Origin of the sequence: Neobacillus sp. YIM B06451, from assembly GCF_032667185.1 — a bacterium.
In the GTDB taxonomy this organism is placed as follows: domain Bacteria; phylum Bacillota; class Bacilli; order Bacillales; family Cytobacillaceae; genus Bacillus_D.
The window spans coordinates 242,355-258,098 of sequence record NZ_JAVFKJ010000003.1 but is presented as its reverse complement, the minus strand read 5'-3'; the positions used below and the strand labels follow the sequence as shown (position 1 = coordinate 258,098).

Here is a 15,744-nt window from a genome sequence, read left to right as displayed (position 1 = left end):
AGGCTACGATTCGTCATCCCTTCAAGATGGCCGAAATACATTCGACAAAATTCGGGTGGTGCCTGGCACTGTTCGTATTTATGCAAAAGAAAAAAGCGCCAAATTGGCACTTTAGTCTATGTTATGGTACCAGCTGATGCCGAGGGTGTTTTCGCCGGCATGGACGCCTATTGTGGCTCCCAATGGGCAGCGCCTGAATGCGAGGTTCGGGAACTTCGGCTCAAGTTCCATTTGCCATTCAAGTGCCTTGTCCTCGTGAAGTCCATATAAAATATATACCTCTTTAAACTGATGCTTTTCATATGCGGCTTTCAAATAGCCTTCAATTTTTTCCTTCGCCTTTTTTGTATTGCGCACCTTCTCTTTTGTTTCCAGTCCGCCGTTCTCAATGGAAATGACAGGCCTGATGCTAAGCATGCTGCCGAGGAAAAACTGGAGGCCGCTCATTCGCCCACTCCTGTGGAGCTGTTCGAGGCTGCCAATCAGAACGTACGTTTCATTCTCGTCGCGGTGCTTCTCAAGCTCCCGCGTGATTTCCTCGACGGTTTTACCGGCACGTTCAAGCTCAATCCCTTTTTTAAGAAGGGCGGATAATGGGAAAGCAAGGATCTTCGAATCAATGGTAGTGACAGGTATCTCGACCAGCTGGGCCGCTTGTTCACTAGAGGAAACCGTGCCACTCAGCTTAGAAGAAAGGAGCACGGCAATGATTTGGTCGTAATCTTCCGCCAGTTTGTCGTAAAGTTCCTTGAAAGCCCCGACCGATGGCTGGGAAGTTTTTGGCGGTGTCTTGAGTTCGCGCAGTTTCGCATAAAGCTCGTCGGCTGTAAGGTCAATTCCGTCTTTGAATTCTTCGCCATCAAGAATGACCGACAGCGGAATCGTGTACAAATCAGGATTGTTTCTTAATTCTTCATCGAGAAAAGCCGTGCTGTCTGTAACCCAGGCAGTCTTTTTCAAATAATATCCCCCTTTTCTTTGTGGAAGCAACTTTTGTACTCTATGTTTGCTCTTATTATAGTATTAATTTTCAGAAAAGTCATAGGCCTCAGAGGAGATTTTCAATATCTTTTGCCAGTTCCCCCGGCTTGTCATTAGGGGCGAATCGTTTCACAGGTTTGCCGTCCCTGCCGATAAGAAATTTTGTAAAATTCCATTTGATTCGTTTGCTTCCCATAATGCCAGGCGCCTCGTTTGCAAGATACACAAAGAGCGGATGCGCACCATCACCGTTAACATCGACCTTGGCGAACATCGGAAACGCCACACCGTAATTCAGTTTGCAGAACGACGCAATTTCCTCCTCGCTTCCCGGCTCTTGATTCATGAACTGGTTACACGGAAATCCTAGTACCGTGAATCCACGTTCTTTGTATGTTTCATACAATTCCTGTAATTCGGCGTATTGCGGTGTAAAGCCGCATTTACTTGCGGTATTGACGACCAGCACGACTTTTCCTTCAAAACGGCTTAACGGAATGTCTTCGCCGTTAATCAATCGGGCATTGAACTCGTAAATGGACATGCACTCCCATCCTCCCCGCAAAAGTTATTCCTTTGTAAAAATAATCGAATACAACCCTTTGGCCGTTTCTACCATGTAAACCGGGATGTCCTTGAGTTCTTCGAGTTGGGCTTCGGTTACTAGCCTGTTGAAATCAACTGTAATCTCATTCCTGACATCTTCTTTTTCGAAAAGAGGATCCCAGCTTACTGATTGGGAAATCTTCCGTTCAAGGCCCCAAACTGAATTTACATAGGCATCAATCATCCTGTATAAGGATGGGATGTTTTTATGATTCGCCTTGAAAAACAAGAATAATTCACACCCTTCAAGCCCTCGGCCGGCTGATGGCAACAGTTCGGAAGCCAGGTTTTCAAGACCGGCAGAAAGCTTTAGCTCCGCTTCAATTCCCTGTGCGCCCGCGACTTCAAACGAAAGGGAGAACATTCTTGAAAGCCTAGCGAGGTCAATGAAATCCTTCCTGTCCGTTACCTTGATTTCTCCCGCGAAATCAAGGTCATAAATGGCTCCTTCGATGATTACTTTCATATTATCAAACGCTGTTGGATCGAACAATTTCTGTACCTCCCTTTTTCAAAAGGATTACCCATTCCCGGCATTTGAAATCCACATTTTGAATTCAAAGAACAAAATGCGCAAGCGCCTTGGTCAGCCCCGACCAGCATAAGACGGGGCCCGCAGGACGGGCCCGCCCTCCGGAGGGAACCGGCTTATGACCTCGAGGGGCTAGGCGCTGGAGCTGGATTACAATACCTTATTTCGAGTTGTCCCCAAGGTTCCATTTTAACATTTTCTAGACAACTGAAAAGGAGGCCCGATTAAGGAGCCTCCCTGGAACAAAAGCTATCGAACAGTTAGAATAGGCCAACCGCATTCCCTTTATCATCAACATCCATATTCATGGCGGCAGGTTTTTTAGGAAGGCCAGGCATGGTCATGACTTCGCCCGTAAGCGCTACGATAAAACCGGCGCCAATTGAAGGCTTAAATTCCCTGACCGTGACCGTGAACCCGGATGGCTTTCCGATGAGTGCCGGGTTGTCGGACAAGGAATACTGTGTTTTCGCCATGCAGACAGGCAGGTTGGACCAGCCAAGTTTTTCAAATTCTTCAAGCTGCTTTTTCGCTTTGGATGAAAACTCGACATCTTTTCCGCCATATACTTTCTGGACGATTGTCCTGACCTTCTCGTCAATTGAGTCGGAAAGATCGTAAAGCGGCTGGAAATTGTTTTCGTTTGACTCAATAGCCTTAAGAACTTTATTGGCAAGGTCGATTCCGCCCTCTCCGCCTTTTTCCCATACTTCGGTCAAAGCAGCAGGGACGTTTTCCTTCGCACACCATTCAAGCAATGTTTTTACTTCTTCTTCTGAATCGGTCACAAAACGGTTGATCGCGATGACAGGCGGCAAGCCAAATTCTTTGATTGTGTCGATATGTTTCTTCAGGTTAGCGAATCCGAGTGTAAGCGCCGCAATGTTTTCTTTTCCTAGCTCGGTCTTCGGTACTCCTCCGTGCATCTTAAGCGCGCGGATTGTGGCCACGATGACAACTGCTTCCGGTCGGATTTCGGCGCTGCGGCATTTAATATGCAGGAATTTCTCCGCTCCGAGGTCTGCCCCAAATCCGGCCTCTGTAATAACGTAATCAGCCAGCTTTGACGCGGCTGTCGTCGCAATAACAGAGTTACACCCGTGTGCGATGTTGGCAAATGGGCCGCCATGGACCATTGCAGGCGTGTGCTCGATTGTCTGGACAAGGTTTGGCCTGATTGCATCTTTCAAAAGCAGTGCTAGCGCCCCCTCAACGCCTAGGTCTCCGGCTGTCACAGGCTCTTTTTTATCATTGTACGCGACAACCATCCGAGAAAGCCTTCTCTTCAGGTCGGCCATATCGGTCGCTAGGCAAAGGACGGCCATGATTTCAGAGGCTACTGTAATATCGAACCCGTCTTCACGCGGTACACCCTGCACAGGTCCACCGAGCCCGATAATCACCTTTCTTAAAGCACGGTCATTTAAATCAACCGCGCGTTTCCAAACAATCCTTCTCTGGTCGATCCGAAGCTCATTCCCCTGTTGAAGATGGTTGTCTATTAAAGCCGCCAGGGCGTTGTTTGCTGTCGTAATCGCATGCAGGTCCCCAGTGAAATGAAGATTGATGTCTTCCATAGGCAATACTTGGGCATAGCCGCCACCCGCCGCGCCGCCTTTGATGCCCATTGTCGGTCCAAGGGATGGTTCGCGCATCGCAATCATCGCCTTTTTTCCAATTCGGTTAAAAGCATCGCCAAGGCCGACGGTAACTGTTGACTTCCCTTCCCCGGCTGGAGTTGGATTGATAGCGGTTACAAGGATGATTTTCCCGCTTTCCTTCGTTTTCAGTTTTTTCAATGCGTCAGTGGAAAGCTTTGCCTTGTACTTTCCGTACATTTCGAGGTCGTCCCCTGAAAGCCCGATTTTGGCGGCAACTTCCGTAATGGGCATCATTTTTGATTCCTGTGCAATTTCAATATCGGATTTGTACTTCGTCTTTTCCAAAAAAATCCCCCGCATTCACTGATTGAATTTGTCAACTGCCACTCTATTGTAACAAATCCAACGCCGGAAGTGAGTGATTTTTATCCGTATTATTATTTTCTTAGCCTGTACAACAAAAAAGGAGCAGGAAACCCCTACCCCTTGAATTTTATTTGGCTTTTCTTGGTTGTTTTGGCTTGTTATCAAATTCCATTTTCCAAGAATAATAACCCTTTTCAACGTCTTTTTCATAACGGAGGATCGCATCGAATTTGGAACCTTTCTTGCTTTTCAGCCCTTTCACATTTGCTGAGCCGTTTTTTAAGAGGCTTTTCACCATCGTTGCTGTAGGCTTCTTTTTAAAAGTTGCAAGGAACTTATCATTCTTCCAAACAACGAACTTGCAGCCGCTCTTCCAATTGCTGCAGCCAAACCCTTTTTGCCCTTCAATGATACTTCCTGTACCGCATTCGGGACATTTGCCAAGCACTTCGGCAGTCTTCCTAGTCCTTGTTACCTCCTGAAGGATGACAGAATCTCCTGATTTAATCCTTTCGACCGATTCGGAGGTAAAACCAAAAATCATTTCAAGGAAATCTTCCTTTTTCACTTTCCTCTTTTCAATGTCGGACAGCGTTTTTTCAAGCCTTCCGGTGAATTCCAGGTCAAATAGTTCCCTAACCGGAAAGGTTTCCACAAGGCGCCTGCCAAGGCTTGTAGTAACCAGGTTTTTATTTTGGGCCTCTATGTAGCCGATATCCTTCAGCTTCTTGATTGTTTCCGCCCTTGTTGCAGGAGTACCGATGCTGTAGCCTGCTAGGATGGCTTCCATCATTTCTTCACTGTCTTCCTCCTCATGTCCTTTTCCGCACGTCTCCATGACCCTTAGCAACGTTCTTTCGGTATGATGCTTTGGCGGCTTCGTTACATGGGATGAAAGGTCGGTATCCGCGATTTGTACCTGATCATTCAACTGGACATTGGGCAGAACTGTTTCCTTCGAATCGATCTTCTCAACCTTTTTCCATCCTTCCACAAGCTCGATCCTTCCCTTGGACACAAACTCTCCTTTCAAGCCAGCGCCGGGCACCGAGGTTGTGATTCTCGTTTCCTCGTATTCTGCTGCGGGCATAAACTGCATAATGAAGCGATTTTTGATCGCGTTATAAACAATCGCTTCATCCGATGTTAGTGATTTCGGTATAAGGTACGTCGGCATTATGGCACTGTGGCTTTCAACTCTAGAGGAATCGAACACACGCCTCGATTTAGTAAAAACGACCTCATTCTTATAAGGCAGATTTTCTTTTAGAATATCCAATACTTTAGCTGCTTTTCCGGCAAGGGATTCCTCAAGGACCGAGCTTGCTGTTCGAGGATAGGTAATGTATTTCTTTTCGTAAAGCGACTGAGCCACCTTCAAAACCTTATCGGACGTCCAGCCCTTATATTTGCTCGTAATATAACCTTGCAAGTTTGATAGATTGAAAAGGTACGGCGGGAGCTCACGCTTTTTCTCAACCTTCTTATCGGCGATCATTCCCGTATGGCCTACAAGAGAAGTACGGACCGCTTCCAGTTCAGACTGGTCCTTGAACTTCTCCTCCCCGCCTGCCTGGTAGGTACCTTCGTATTGTTCATTTCGTTCTGTTTTAAAAAGCGCGGTCAGTTTGAAATATGTTTCCGGTACAAACCGTTCGATTTCCATATCTCTGTCATAAATGATTTTCAAAGTAGGCAGCAAAACCCTGCCGATATTCAGCGCTTTTCCGGAACCTTTTTGATATTTGAGCGTTGCTGCAGATGTCAGGTTGATTCCAATCACCCAGTCAGCCCATTGCCTGCTGACTCCCGCATCCTGAAGAGGCCTTAGTTCAGAATTCGGCCTAAGCGAGCCAAGGCCTTTTAGTACTTCTGCCGGTGTCCATTCATTTAAAAGCAGCCTGTAAACTTGCTTTCCTGTCCTGCTGTTGTAAATGATGCTGTCGCCAATCAGCTGGCCCTCCCGGTCGTAGTCGCACGCCGAAATGATTCCGTCCACATCATCTCTCCGAATTAGGCTGTGGATAATCTTTAGCTGGTTTTTCGCGCCAAAGTCTTCTTTATCCCTGTTCTTCGGGTCGCTTTTCACCTTGTATTTAAATTGTTCAGGAATGAACGGAAAATTGTCCATATTCCACCTTGCCATTTTTGCAACATAATCCTTCGCGTCGTAAAGCTGGAGGAGATGGCCGAACGCCCAGGTGATAATATAGCCGTCACCTTCATAATAGCCATCCTTTTTTCCTTTTATTTTAAGCGCATCCGCGATGTTTTTTGCCACGGATGGCTTTTCGGAAATAATTACTTTCTTCACAGTTCTAACCACCAATCTTAAAAACGGGAGATACCTCCATTTTATCCTATTGCCCGCTCCTGCTCAATCAGCGGCAATAATGGAGAGACCCTAATGAAGCAACAATTTTTCAATCATGGAACCAGGCATGTTTCGGGATGACGGACCGAACAGTCAATAGAAGTGATGGAAACGGCTCTGCTTCAATGACCACTGCCCCGAGTCGTTCATGGAATAAAATACCGCACCCTATCCCGGTGATTTTCCTTATATCCACAGTGCTTTCTAAGAGCATCCGGCAAATTTCCTCGCAATCAGCTTCCGAGCAGACCGCCTTTCGCGAAAACCTAAGTATCATTTCCTTATTGCCTTTTTCCAGCCTGTACATGCCCTCACCCTTTTTCTTTTTGGATAGTAAAGGGTATGGCATAAATCGTTCCTTTATGAACAGGCTGTTTGGAAAAATGGCATTTCTGCCATTAATAGCGCTTTCATTCCTTGACTGTCCTCTGTTTTTCGTGTATATTTAATGCATCATGGTTCAGACTAATACAGGAAATACCTGCCGCATCTGCTTCATGATAATATTCAACTCGGGCATCAAAGGATGCCTGCAAGGTTTTAGGAGGAAAAGGTAATATGCAAAACGGCAAAGTTAAATGGTTCAACAACGAAAAGGGTTATGGATTCATCGAAGTAGAAGGTGGAGAAGACGTATTCGTCCATTTCTCAGCAATCCAGGGCGATGGCTTTAAATCTCTTGAAGAAGGCCAGGAAGTTTCTTTTGAAATCGTTGAAGGAAACCGTGGGCCACAAGCTGCTAACGTAGTAAAACTTTAATTGCTATTCAAAAAGCGACTTTTCAGGCTGGCATTGCGCCAGCCTTTTATTTTTCTTCAACCGGGTTACCTTGAAGCCTGCAGCCCAACTCCCTTATCTGCCCGCCAACCGTACACTCGCTAATACAAAACTTATGGGATTTTCGCTTCCCCGAATCAAGAACATTTTGTCTGTACAAAAAGCAGCCATCGCAATAGCATTGTATGAGGTAATTTATTTCCTCAAGAAGCTGCTTCCTGACAATCGCTTCCTTTTCCATCAGCAGCCTCCTTCCTAAAGCAACTGTGTTTTCGCATGTATTCTTTTCCCGTCAAGCGCTTGGCTGGCTAGCTTGTCGGCCTCTTTGTTTTCCGAGCGGGAAATTACCTTAAAGGACGGCTTGATGCCGCTGCTTTCCAATTTCTTTTCGATCCGGTCAAGCCACCTATTCAGCACTTCCTCGTAGCATGGCCATTCGCCTTCAAGCTGTTTCAGGACCCCCTGAGAGTCGCCGCGGATTTCACATGGGATATTTTTAATACCATATTCTTCGAGGAGAGTCGCCGCGAAGTAAAGGGCGGCATATTCCGCTTCGTTATTCGTTTCCATCTCGCCGATCCGTTCATTTGCCCTCACCCGGAATTTTTTCCTGCCCTGCTTGAAAAATAGGACAACGCCAAGCCCGGCCTCATTCGTATCTTTCATGAAGCCGCCATCGAAATAAATGACAACATCATGAGGCTCCTCTTCAGTCTCCTCTAGCAGCCGCCTCATTTCTTTCATTGACCATTCTGTCCCGATTTCATCTTCAAATGCCAGTTCATGCGCTTTTCCTGTTTTTTCAAGCTCCACGGCGGTAGCGAGGGCAAGCTCCCCTTCAAGCCAGTCAGAATAAAATCGGACCTTCCCGCCTCCCTTTATTGTAAAAACCCACTCCAGTTTGTATTTCATAAAAAGCCCTCCGTATTTCCTTTGTATCCTATATCTTTGCCATTCATATTGAAAAACCATTCTTTTCATGATACACATTTCACTTCTTCTTAAACATCCTGATCCTGAAATTTTATCTGTTTCCCCTATCGATTTATGATAAAATCACTTTAGCACAATAATGGAGGAATGGATATTGATAGAAGTATACATCGATGGCGCCAGCGCGGGAAATCCGGGCCCAAGCGGCGCGGGCATTTTCATCAAAGGTCATGGCTCTGCAGAAAAGTACTCCCTGCCGCTTGGCAGCATGTCCAATCACGAAGCGGAATACCAAGCGTTAATCAAGGCACTGGAAATCTGCCTGGAAAAAGGATACAGGACAGTTTCCTTCAGGACCGATTCGGAACTGGTGAACAATGCCGTTGAAAAAGAATTCGCCAAAAATAAACACTATGCGCCTCTTCTGGACAGGGCGCTTGAACTTACAAGGCAGTTGGATTTGTTTTTTATAAAATGGATACCCGGGAGCGAAAACAAGGTGGCGGATGAATTAGCAAGATTGGGGATCAGGAAAAATGAATAGGAACCGGCACTTTCTCGCGGACGGGGTATTGCTGCTTGTTACGTTCATTTGGGGGATTACCTTTGTGATGGTGCAAAACGCCATTAGCTTCCTCGAACCATTATCATTCAATGGTGTCCGTTTCTTGATCGCGGCCCTACTGCTCGGCCTTTGGCTTCTAATCTTTGAACGGAAACAGCTTTCCCTTTTGACGCCCCGGCTTTTTCTGTCCGGAGCTTTTCTCGGACTGTTCCTTTTTGTCGGATATGCAACCCAAACCGCTGGGCTTCTGTATACAACTTCATCCAAAGCAGGATTTATCACCGGACTTAGCGTGGTCCTTGTTCCGCTCTTCTCGTTCCTGCTCATGAAGCAGCAGCCCGGAAGGAACGCGGTTATTGGCGTTTTGGTCGCGACCGTCGGATTGTTCCTATTGACCATGACGGGAGTTTCACCCTTAAATAAGGGCGATGGACTGGTTTTCATTTGCGCCATCGGCTTTGCCTTCCATATATTATTTACTGGAAAATATAGCGGCCTTTACCCTTTCCTCCCGCTAACGATTGTCCAAATTGCAACGGTCGGAATTCTCTCTTCCATCTCAGCATTATTTTTTGAAGACTGGCAAAAAGCATTCCAGCCTGATGTTATTTTTTCAGAGGAGGTAATACTTGCGCTCGTTGTGACGTCTCTCTTTGCCACCGCACTTGCCTTTTTGATCCAGACTGCGTTCCAGAAACATACATCGCCCACCAGAGTCGCACTCATTTTTGCGATGGAGCCCGTTTTTGCGGCAGTCGCGGGATACTATTGGGCAGGGGACATCCTTACAATTTCTGCCCTGGCAGGATGCCTGTTCATTTTCACAGGAATGATTATTTCGGAACTGCCGGCACGCCAGAAATCGGTTGCAAAAATCAAAATTAACGTTGAAAAGCCGGGCGCGTAGCCCGGCTTTTTGCCGCTTAAAGGGAGAGAAGCTGCCGGTCTTTCACAAAGTCTAGAGCAGCCTGCCTTGAGTTGATTTTATTGGCAATAAGCGTTTCCAAAAGAGAGACATAAAAGCTTCCTTCAAACCCGATCTGCGCTTTAAGCGTCAGCTCGATTGCGGCAATCGCCACCTCATCCGGGGCGTTCGTATAATGCTTGCCGAAGTATATGAATCCAATGGCATCTTCCTGCAGCTGAAAGCCTCTCGCCTTCAAGTCCTGCAGGTAAAGGTCGACCGTTTGCACCTTTGTGACCCATCCTTCCTGATTTTACAAACATATATTCTGTTTTTAGTGTACTGTAAAATCAGATTTTTTGCTATCATTTTTTGTCAAACGATGTCCAATGTAGCCTGCCATTATTCCCAAAAGCGCTCCTCCGAGAACTTCTTCGGGCCTGTGCCCAAGCATCTCCTTCAGTTTTTTTGGCGTCTTCTCCTCAAACTCAACCGTTGAATCTTCAGTATGGATTTTATCAATCAGCTCATCCAGCGAATTTACTTTCAGCGTCAGCTCCCCTGTTTGCCTCCTGATTCCCTGGGCATCGTACATGACGATTAGGCCATATACGAGGGAAAGCGCGAAATCGACAGTCGGAACTCCTCTTTTTAGCGCAATGAAAGTGGTCAGGGATGAAACCCCCGCCGAATGTGAACTTGGCATGCCTCCCGTTTGAAAAAAGAGATCTGGCCGCCACTCCTTCTTTTTTACATAATGGATAGGAATTTTTAAACCTTGCGCAAGCCCAATACTCAATAATGATACAATTACTCCTTTGTTCATTTCCTTCACCTCGCCACTAAAGTTACAACATGTGTTTTATTATTCCCTGCGGGGATACTAAGAAAACAGGAGGTGACAAAATGAGCAAAAATGATGGCAACAGGGGGACAAAAGCCCCAGGCGTAAACCCCCAGGGATTTGGCCAGGATGGTACAAGGACACCTGACCCAAAAAGCAAGCTGGAGGAAAGAGCAAAAAAGAGCAATACACGGAGATAATAAGAAAAGTGCAAGCGCCCGCGAGGCTGGATAAAAAATGCCCGCTCCTTACCGGAAACGGGCAATCTTCATTATTGATTATCAGGAATTAAAAACAACTTCTGGTTTATAAGGAATCATTCGAGCGATTCCCCTTAATCCGGTATCTGCCAGCATCGTTTCAACTTTTTCCCTGTCAGGTGCAAAAGCGGCGCCTTCCAAATCACACTCGATCGGCACGCTGCAGTTGATTTCGGCAAGCTTCCTGGATAAGTGAAGCATTTCAAGATCCTGTTCAATTTTCGATTTGTGGGACTTGGACAGCTTTTCAAGGTTCTCAAGAATACCTTCAATATGGCCGTGCTCCTTCAAAAGCTTCAAAGCAGTTTTTTCACCAATTCCTCTGACCCCAGGGTAATTATCGCTCGGGTCGCCCATTAGCGCCTTCAAATCGATCATTTGCCTTGGAATTAGTCCGCATTCGTCATAAAAGGAAGCCGGAGTGTGGACCAAGTAATTACCATACCCTTTCTTCAGAAGGATTACCGTTACTTCGTCTTCAAGCAATTGGAGGATGTCCCGGTCGCCTGTCACGATTGAAACGGGCATTGAACCGCCTACCTGCCTTGCGATCGTGCCAATGCAATCATCGGCTTCATACCCTGCAAGACCGATGTTTGGTATGTCAAACGCGCTGACCACTTCCTTCGCCAAATCGAATTGAGGAATCAATTCGACAGGCGCTTCCCCTCTGTTCGCCTTGTAGCTGTCGAGCAGTTCATTACGAAATGTTTTGCTTCCCATATCCCAGCAAACGGCAAGGTGGGATGGTGAAAACTCCGAAACAGCAGTGAGCATATGTTTAAGAAAACCGTGGACGGCATTTGTCGGCATCCCTTTTGCGTTAATCATGTACTGGCCTGTCACTGACGTTGCATAAAAAGCCCTGAACAAAAGCGCCATCCCGTCAATTAGCATTAATGATTCCTTATTATTCATCCTGTCCTCCTATAGAAAAGCGCAAGCGCCGTAATCTTGGCGCTTGGCTAGTCAATTTTTTTCTTTTAAAAAAGGCGCTGTTATGCGCCTCGGAATTTTTGGTTCAGTTTAATTAACGACCAATTAAACTTGGCTGTTGATTTTAACATTGTTTTTTAATAAAAGCTTCACAACCCATTATATCATAAACCCTATCAATATAGTGGACTAATTGCTGATTCGTTGAAGCTTTAACAATGAATCCTCAAGCAGGCCCATGTCGATGCCGCCGTCCAAAACTTCAAGCATGCCGGTGAAGTGATTTTCCACTTGCATCTCCAGGTTCGCCGCCAATAAGGCAAAAAACTGTCTGGCAAGAGAGCGGCCGTATTCCTCAAGCCTTTCGGACTGGACGCGAAGATAGCTGTCCGCCTCGATAGCAAGCGCGGCCTCGAGCTGGTCCTGCATCGCTTTCTTCCCGTTTTTTTCAAAGAAATCTTTCGGGTTTTTAAACATTGCCAACTGCCTTGAAAATTTGGTCCTATTTGTATCCGCAAATGCAAACGGAAATTCAACCCCCGCGGGTTTTGGATAATCGAAGCCGGAAAAACCGATTCCTTCGCACATTTCCGAGATGTCGTTCACGAGTGCTTCACGGCTTTCGGATACTTTCCGGGCGGTGTACTTTTCAATCCGGAGCACAGTCGCCCTCATTTCTTGCGCCAAATCGTGGCCAAGGCTTTCCAGAAGGTCGCCAACGGCGGTATCAAGTGATTTCTTCATGTTTCCGCTTCCGCTACTCAACAATGAAGGATTGAAGGATTCCCTAAAAAACTCCCCAAACCTGAAGAATACTCGTTGCTTGCAATAATAAACCAGTTCCTGGACTTCTTGGGCAAGCATTTGTTCAAGCGGTCCTGTTTTTTGCGAGGAAATGAACGACATAGCAGCGGCTTTACGTTCTTTAAGCTCACGGCTTCTTTCATTCGCGTTCGAAATGTCAGCCTTCGCGGAAGCCACGAGCGTAGCAACCCTTTTGACAGCATGCTCAAGATCCTTTTTCGCAGAAGCGACTGCCATACTTGCCAAGCCATCATTGATGAAGCTGAAAAACGTTTCTTCGAAGCCGGATATTCCCGAAGAATCACGGCCGTGGCGTTCCGTTTTTTCCTTCAGCGCCAAAAGAGATGAAACCGGATGCATGGACGGATTCCTGATTCCATACGTTCCAAGCTGCCCCTTCACATAGTTGAGGACAAGTTCCTTTTCTTCTTCATCTTTTGCAAGGTCGATTGCATTGACAATAAAGAACATTTTATCAAGCTCGAATACTTCCTTAACCCTTCCAAGCTGGATCAGGAATTCTCGGTCGGCCCTTGAAAATGCATGATTGTAATAGGTGACAAATAGAATTGCGTCGGCATTTTTTATATAATCGAAAGCGACTCCTGTGTGCCTTGCGTTAATTGAATCTGCCCCAGGTGTATCAACAAGAGTGATTCCCATTCGGGTCAGAGGGCAATCGTAATACAGATCGATCCACTCGGCAAAACATGATTTGTCCTCTTTAGCCACAAAATCCACGAAATCCGCCATCCCGGCGATAACTGTCTTTCCAAGGCTCTCCCTTGCGGCCGAATACCCCGATTCAAACGCGTTCAGGAATGAAAGGTTCGCTTTTTCGGCAGTATCCCCGTTGAACGGTTTGTTTTCTAGTTCCTTGATTTTATCCAAAGCTTCTTCAAGGCTGGCTGCTGCTCCCGTAAAGAACTTCAGTGCCTTGTTCACATCCGCGAGCAGGCTGTCCCGTTCCTTCATTTTCACAACGACAGAGCCGTGCGAATGTTCGTTGTCAACCGGCTTGATCCTGCATATCGCTGCTGTAGTCGGATTCGGGGAAACAGGCAGAACCCGCTCTCCGATCAACGCGTTTGCAAAAGACGATTTTCCGGCGCTGAATGCACCAAAAAGTGCAACGGTGTAGGAGCTGTTTTCAATCTTATTGGCTTTTTCACAAAGCTCACCGGCCAAATAGCCAAATCCGGGCAGCCCTTCGATAATGGCCGCTGCATCCCTAAGCCTTGAGGATATCGCTTCACCGCTATCAAACTGTTTTTCCTGTTTTGATACTTTTTCTTGAAGATTATCCTTAACTTCACTTATGGCTGGAACGGCTTTGGCATAATCTTCTTCACGGATAATTCTTACATTTTCATTCTGGCGTGAGAAAAGCCATTCCGGTAAGCTTTCTTCCGCAGCCGCACTATTTTCAATGATTGTATCTATCTCTTTTTTAGCGGCAGCAAGCTCCTCATCAAGCTGCGCCAGCCTGTCCCTCGCGTTTCTGGCCTCCGCAAGTATTTCAAGTTCGCGTTTTTCACGGGCGGCCAACGTTTCTGCCTGGCTGCTTAGGACATTTACGTATTCCTTTTTAAATTCGGAAATTCTGTCCCTTGTCACCTTCTTAATTTCAGATGCAAGCCCGTCCGTATAATTCAGCAGGTAGTCCCCTGAAAGAATAGCGCCTTTTTTCAGTGGTTTCTTAATTAAGTCATCGGCTACAGGAACCGAAAAGTTCCTCGCCTTCTCTTCAAGATGTGGGTCTCTGATTCCGTTTTCCTTCAAAACGTTTAGTAACAGCTCACGAATATGCCAGTCAACCTGCTGTTTCGTTTTCTCTCTTACCGCTTCGAGAAAAGCTTCCTTTCGCACCTTTTTTTCGGCAAGTGTCTTCCCCGCTGAGAATAGAAAGCCTACCTTAAAGCCGGGCTGCTCTGATTCGAGATACGCGTTTGCAAGCTCCCTCGTCTCAAATGGCATTAAATAGGCATTATTAAGAATATGGCCCGCCTTTTTATCAAGCTCCCTTGAAGCGGAGTCGGCTACATTTTCAAGCGTGGATAACGACTCGTTAATCGCATTGATTTTTTCGTCCAGCGAATCATCCCCGCCATAAGGATTATCGGCAAGGATTTCATTTAGAATCGCCCTTTCGGCTTCCTGATCTGTTGAAAGATTCTTCCAATATTCTTGTGCAATTTTACTCAAAGAAGCAAACGTCGAGTTTTCTAGCCATTCTCCCTCAAGACTTAGTTTTGTATGAACCAATTTTTCCAATTCGAAGTACTCGTTTTCCGGGAGGGACGGTTTTTTCAGGGATGTGAAAAAAATGCCTGCCGGCTTCACTCCCCACGATTTAAATGAAGTGGAAACGCTTTCCTTAAAGCGGTCAAAGGTTAGTTCTTCTTCCCTGTGTTTGTCGATTTGGTTGACAACAAGGTATACTTCCTTGCCTGCATCTTGGAGTTCCTTCGTAAAAAGGAAATTGACTTCGGATTGGACATGGTTATAGTCCATCACATAAAAAACGAGATCCGCAAGATGGATTGCAGATTCTGTCGCAATCCTATGCGCATCGTCTGCAGAATCAATTCCCGGGGTGTCGAGGATGACCGCTCTTTCCGGTAGGGCAGAATCATTTCGGCTGATTTCAATCTCCTCAATTTCATCCCCATCAAGGCAGTGGTTTTTCACTACTTCATAATTATAAGGAGACAAATAAAGCCACGGCATGCCCTTTTTGAAAAAAACCTTTGCATAATCATCACCTGATTTCACCCTGACAAGATTTGCGCTTGTCGGAATCGGGCTTGATGGCAGGATATCTTTACCGGCAATCCGGTTTATTAATGACGATTTACCTGCTGAAAAGTGGCCGCAAAAGGCGATTGCCTTCTCCTTTGCAGCATATTTCCAGCCAAGCTGTTTCACTTTATGGGCGGAAGCCAAATCCCCATGTTTCTCAAAGTAATAATAGAGCCCGGTGATGACCCCTTTTAGTTTATTTCCTGATTGTCGTTCCATTTCTGCCTGAACCATGAAAAGAAAATCCCCTTCAAAATATAATATCCTTTTTATTTTATACGAAAATTCGCTCATTTCCCATAAGAAGTTCCTATTTCCATCTTAATAAACAGCAAAAAACCAGGGAAGCCCTGGTTTTAGAGTAAATAAGGATTATCATTATCTAGTTGGCCTGGCAACATGGCTTAATACATGCTTCATAACTGCGGCATAGACCAAAACGGTTCCTCCGACAAAAAC

General features: G+C 46.0%; 16 protein-coding genes. 4 read left to right on the top strand and 12 right to left on the bottom strand.

Annotated features, from left to right (window positions below; genetic code table 11):
* Positions 1 to 111: 111 nt before the first annotated feature.
* The 6 genes from RB160_RS08810 to RB160_RS08785 all read right to left on the bottom strand — a co-directional run bounded on the left by RB160_RS08810 (position 112) and on the right by RB160_RS08785 (position 6,809).
* Positions 112 to 960, bottom strand: coding sequence for a DegV family protein (locus tag RB160_RS08810; RefSeq protein ID WP_316569865.1), 849 nt, complete (start codon positions 958 to 960; stop codon positions 112 to 114).
* 88 nt (positions 961 to 1,048) lie between these two features.
* A complete protein-coding gene (locus RB160_RS08805) occupies positions 1,049 to 1,525 on the bottom strand; it encodes a glutathione peroxidase (RefSeq protein WP_316569864.1) in 477 nt (158 codons plus the stop codon).
* A gap of 24 nt (positions 1,526 to 1,549) precedes the next feature.
* Complete coding sequence (locus RB160_RS08800) at positions 1,550 to 2,080, bottom strand: hypothetical protein (RefSeq protein WP_316569863.1); 531 nt, start codon at positions 2,078 to 2,080, stop codon at positions 1,550 to 1,552.
* A 299-nt stretch (positions 2,081 to 2,379) separates the two neighbouring features.
* Positions 2,380 to 4,065, bottom strand: a complete 1,686-nt coding sequence (locus tag RB160_RS08795) for a formate--tetrahydrofolate ligase (protein WP_396954688.1) — start codon at positions 4,063 to 4,065, stop codon at positions 2,380 to 2,382.
* Positions 4,066 to 4,213: 148 nt separating this feature from the next.
* Positions 4,214 to 6,400, bottom strand: coding sequence for a type IA DNA topoisomerase (locus tag RB160_RS08790; protein WP_316569861.1), 2,187 nt, complete (start codon positions 6,398 to 6,400; stop codon positions 4,214 to 4,216).
* 109 nt (positions 6,401 to 6,509) lie between these two features.
* On the bottom strand, positions 6,510 to 6,809 hold the full coding sequence (locus RB160_RS08785; protein ID WP_316569860.1) for a hypothetical protein: 300 nt from the start codon (positions 6,807 to 6,809) through the stop codon (positions 6,510 to 6,512).
* A 209-nt stretch (positions 6,810 to 7,018) separates the two neighbouring features.
* Between RB160_RS08785 and cspD the strand changes: the two genes are divergently transcribed.
* Positions 7,019 to 7,219, top strand: a complete 201-nt coding sequence (cspD, locus tag RB160_RS08780) for a cold-shock protein CspD (RefSeq protein WP_043933662.1) — start codon at positions 7,019 to 7,021, stop codon at positions 7,217 to 7,219.
* Between the two features lie 46 nt (positions 7,220 to 7,265).
* Here cspD and RB160_RS08775 read toward each other — a convergent pair whose 3' ends face one another.
* Positions 7,266 to 7,478: a zinc-finger domain-containing protein gene (locus tag RB160_RS08775; protein ID WP_316569859.1), complete on the bottom strand. Its 213-nt coding sequence runs from the start codon at positions 7,476 to 7,478 to the stop codon at positions 7,266 to 7,268.
* 14 nt (positions 7,479 to 7,492) lie between these two features.
* Positions 7,493 to 8,149 carry a reverse transcriptase-like protein gene (locus RB160_RS08770; RefSeq protein WP_316569858.1) on the bottom strand — a complete coding sequence of 219 codons (657 nt, stop codon included), beginning with the start codon at positions 8,147 to 8,149 and terminating at the stop codon, positions 7,493 to 7,495.
* Between the two features lie 175 nt (positions 8,150 to 8,324).
* Here RB160_RS08770 and RB160_RS08765 point away from each other — a divergent pair, with 175 nt between their 5' ends.
* Complete coding sequence (locus RB160_RS08765) at positions 8,325 to 8,714, top strand: reverse transcriptase-like protein (RefSeq protein ID WP_316569857.1); 390 nt, start codon at positions 8,325 to 8,327, stop codon at positions 8,712 to 8,714.
* Positions 8,707 to 9,642, top strand: a complete 936-nt coding sequence (locus RB160_RS08760; RefSeq protein ID WP_316569856.1) for a DMT family transporter — start codon at positions 8,707 to 8,709, stop codon at positions 9,640 to 9,642. Before RB160_RS08765 ends, RB160_RS08760 begins: the two co-directional genes overlap by 8 nt.
* 16 nt (positions 9,643 to 9,658) lie before the next feature.
* Here the strand turns inward: RB160_RS08760 and RB160_RS08755 are convergent, their stop codons facing one another.
* Together RB160_RS08755 and RB160_RS08750 are read right to left on the bottom strand one after the other, a co-directional pair.
* Positions 9,659 to 9,928: a DUF6123 family protein gene (locus RB160_RS08755; protein WP_316569855.1), complete on the bottom strand. Its 270-nt coding sequence runs from the start codon at positions 9,926 to 9,928 to the stop codon at positions 9,659 to 9,661.
* Between the two features lie 45 nt (positions 9,929 to 9,973).
* Positions 9,974 to 10,465: a divergent PAP2 family protein gene (locus RB160_RS08750; protein WP_316569854.1), complete on the bottom strand. Its 492-nt coding sequence runs from the start codon at positions 10,463 to 10,465 to the stop codon at positions 9,974 to 9,976.
* An 80-nt stretch (positions 10,466 to 10,545) separates the two neighbouring features.
* Here RB160_RS08750 and sspL point away from each other — a divergent pair, with 80 nt between their 5' ends.
* Positions 10,546 to 10,683 (top strand): small, acid-soluble spore protein L, encoded by a 138-nt coding sequence (gene sspL / locus RB160_RS08745; protein ID WP_053366896.1) that lies wholly within the window; start codon positions 10,546 to 10,548, stop codon positions 10,681 to 10,683.
* A gap of 81 nt (positions 10,684 to 10,764) precedes the next feature.
* Here the strand turns inward: sspL and RB160_RS08740 are convergent, their stop codons facing one another.
* Together RB160_RS08740 and RB160_RS08735 are read right to left on the bottom strand one after the other, a co-directional pair.
* Complete coding sequence (locus RB160_RS08740) at positions 10,765 to 11,661, bottom strand: 5'-3' exonuclease (protein ID WP_316569853.1); 897 nt, start codon at positions 11,659 to 11,661, stop codon at positions 10,765 to 10,767.
* 207 nt (positions 11,662 to 11,868) lie between these two features.
* Positions 11,869 to 15,519, bottom strand: coding sequence for a dynamin family protein (locus RB160_RS08735; RefSeq protein ID WP_316569852.1), 3,651 nt, complete (start codon positions 15,517 to 15,519; stop codon positions 11,869 to 11,871).
* Positions 15,520 to 15,744: the final 225 nt, after the last annotated feature.

Excerpts from the sequence above, each read along its gene's own strand:
- RB160_RS08805 (WP_316569864.1), bottom strand. The coding sequence starts at position 1,525 with ATGTCCATTTACGAGTTCAATGCCCGATTGATTAACGGCGAAGACATT.
- RB160_RS08785 (WP_316569860.1), bottom strand. The coding sequence starts at position 6,809 with ATGCCATACCCTTTACTATCCAAAAAGAAAAAGGGTGAGGGCATGTAC.
- cspD (WP_043933662.1), top strand. The coding sequence starts at position 7,019 with ATGCAAAACGGCAAAGTTAAATGGTTCAACAACGAAAAGGGTTATGGA.
- RB160_RS08775 (WP_316569859.1), bottom strand. The coding sequence starts at position 7,478 with ATGGAAAAGGAAGCGATTGTCAGGAAGCAGCTTCTTGAGGAAATAAAT.
- RB160_RS08770 (WP_316569858.1), bottom strand. The coding sequence starts at position 8,149 with ATGAAATACAAACTGGAGTGGGTTTTTACAATAAAGGGAGGCGGGAAG.
- RB160_RS08760 (WP_316569856.1), top strand. The coding sequence starts at position 8,707 with ATGAATAGGAACCGGCACTTTCTCGCGGACGGGGTATTGCTGCTTGTT.
- RB160_RS08750 (WP_316569854.1), bottom strand. The coding sequence starts at position 10,465 with ATGAACAAAGGAGTAATTGTATCATTATTGAGTATTGGGCTTGCGCAA.
- sspL (WP_053366896.1), top strand. The coding sequence starts at position 10,546 with ATGAGCAAAAATGATGGCAACAGGGGGACAAAAGCCCCAGGCGTAAAC.
- RB160_RS08740 (WP_316569853.1), bottom strand. The coding sequence starts at position 11,661 with ATGAATAATAAGGAATCATTAATGCTAATTGACGGGATGGCGCTTTTG.
- RB160_RS08735 (WP_316569852.1), bottom strand. The coding sequence starts at position 15,519 with ATGGTTCAGGCAGAAATGGAACGACAATCAGGAAATAAACTAAAAGGG.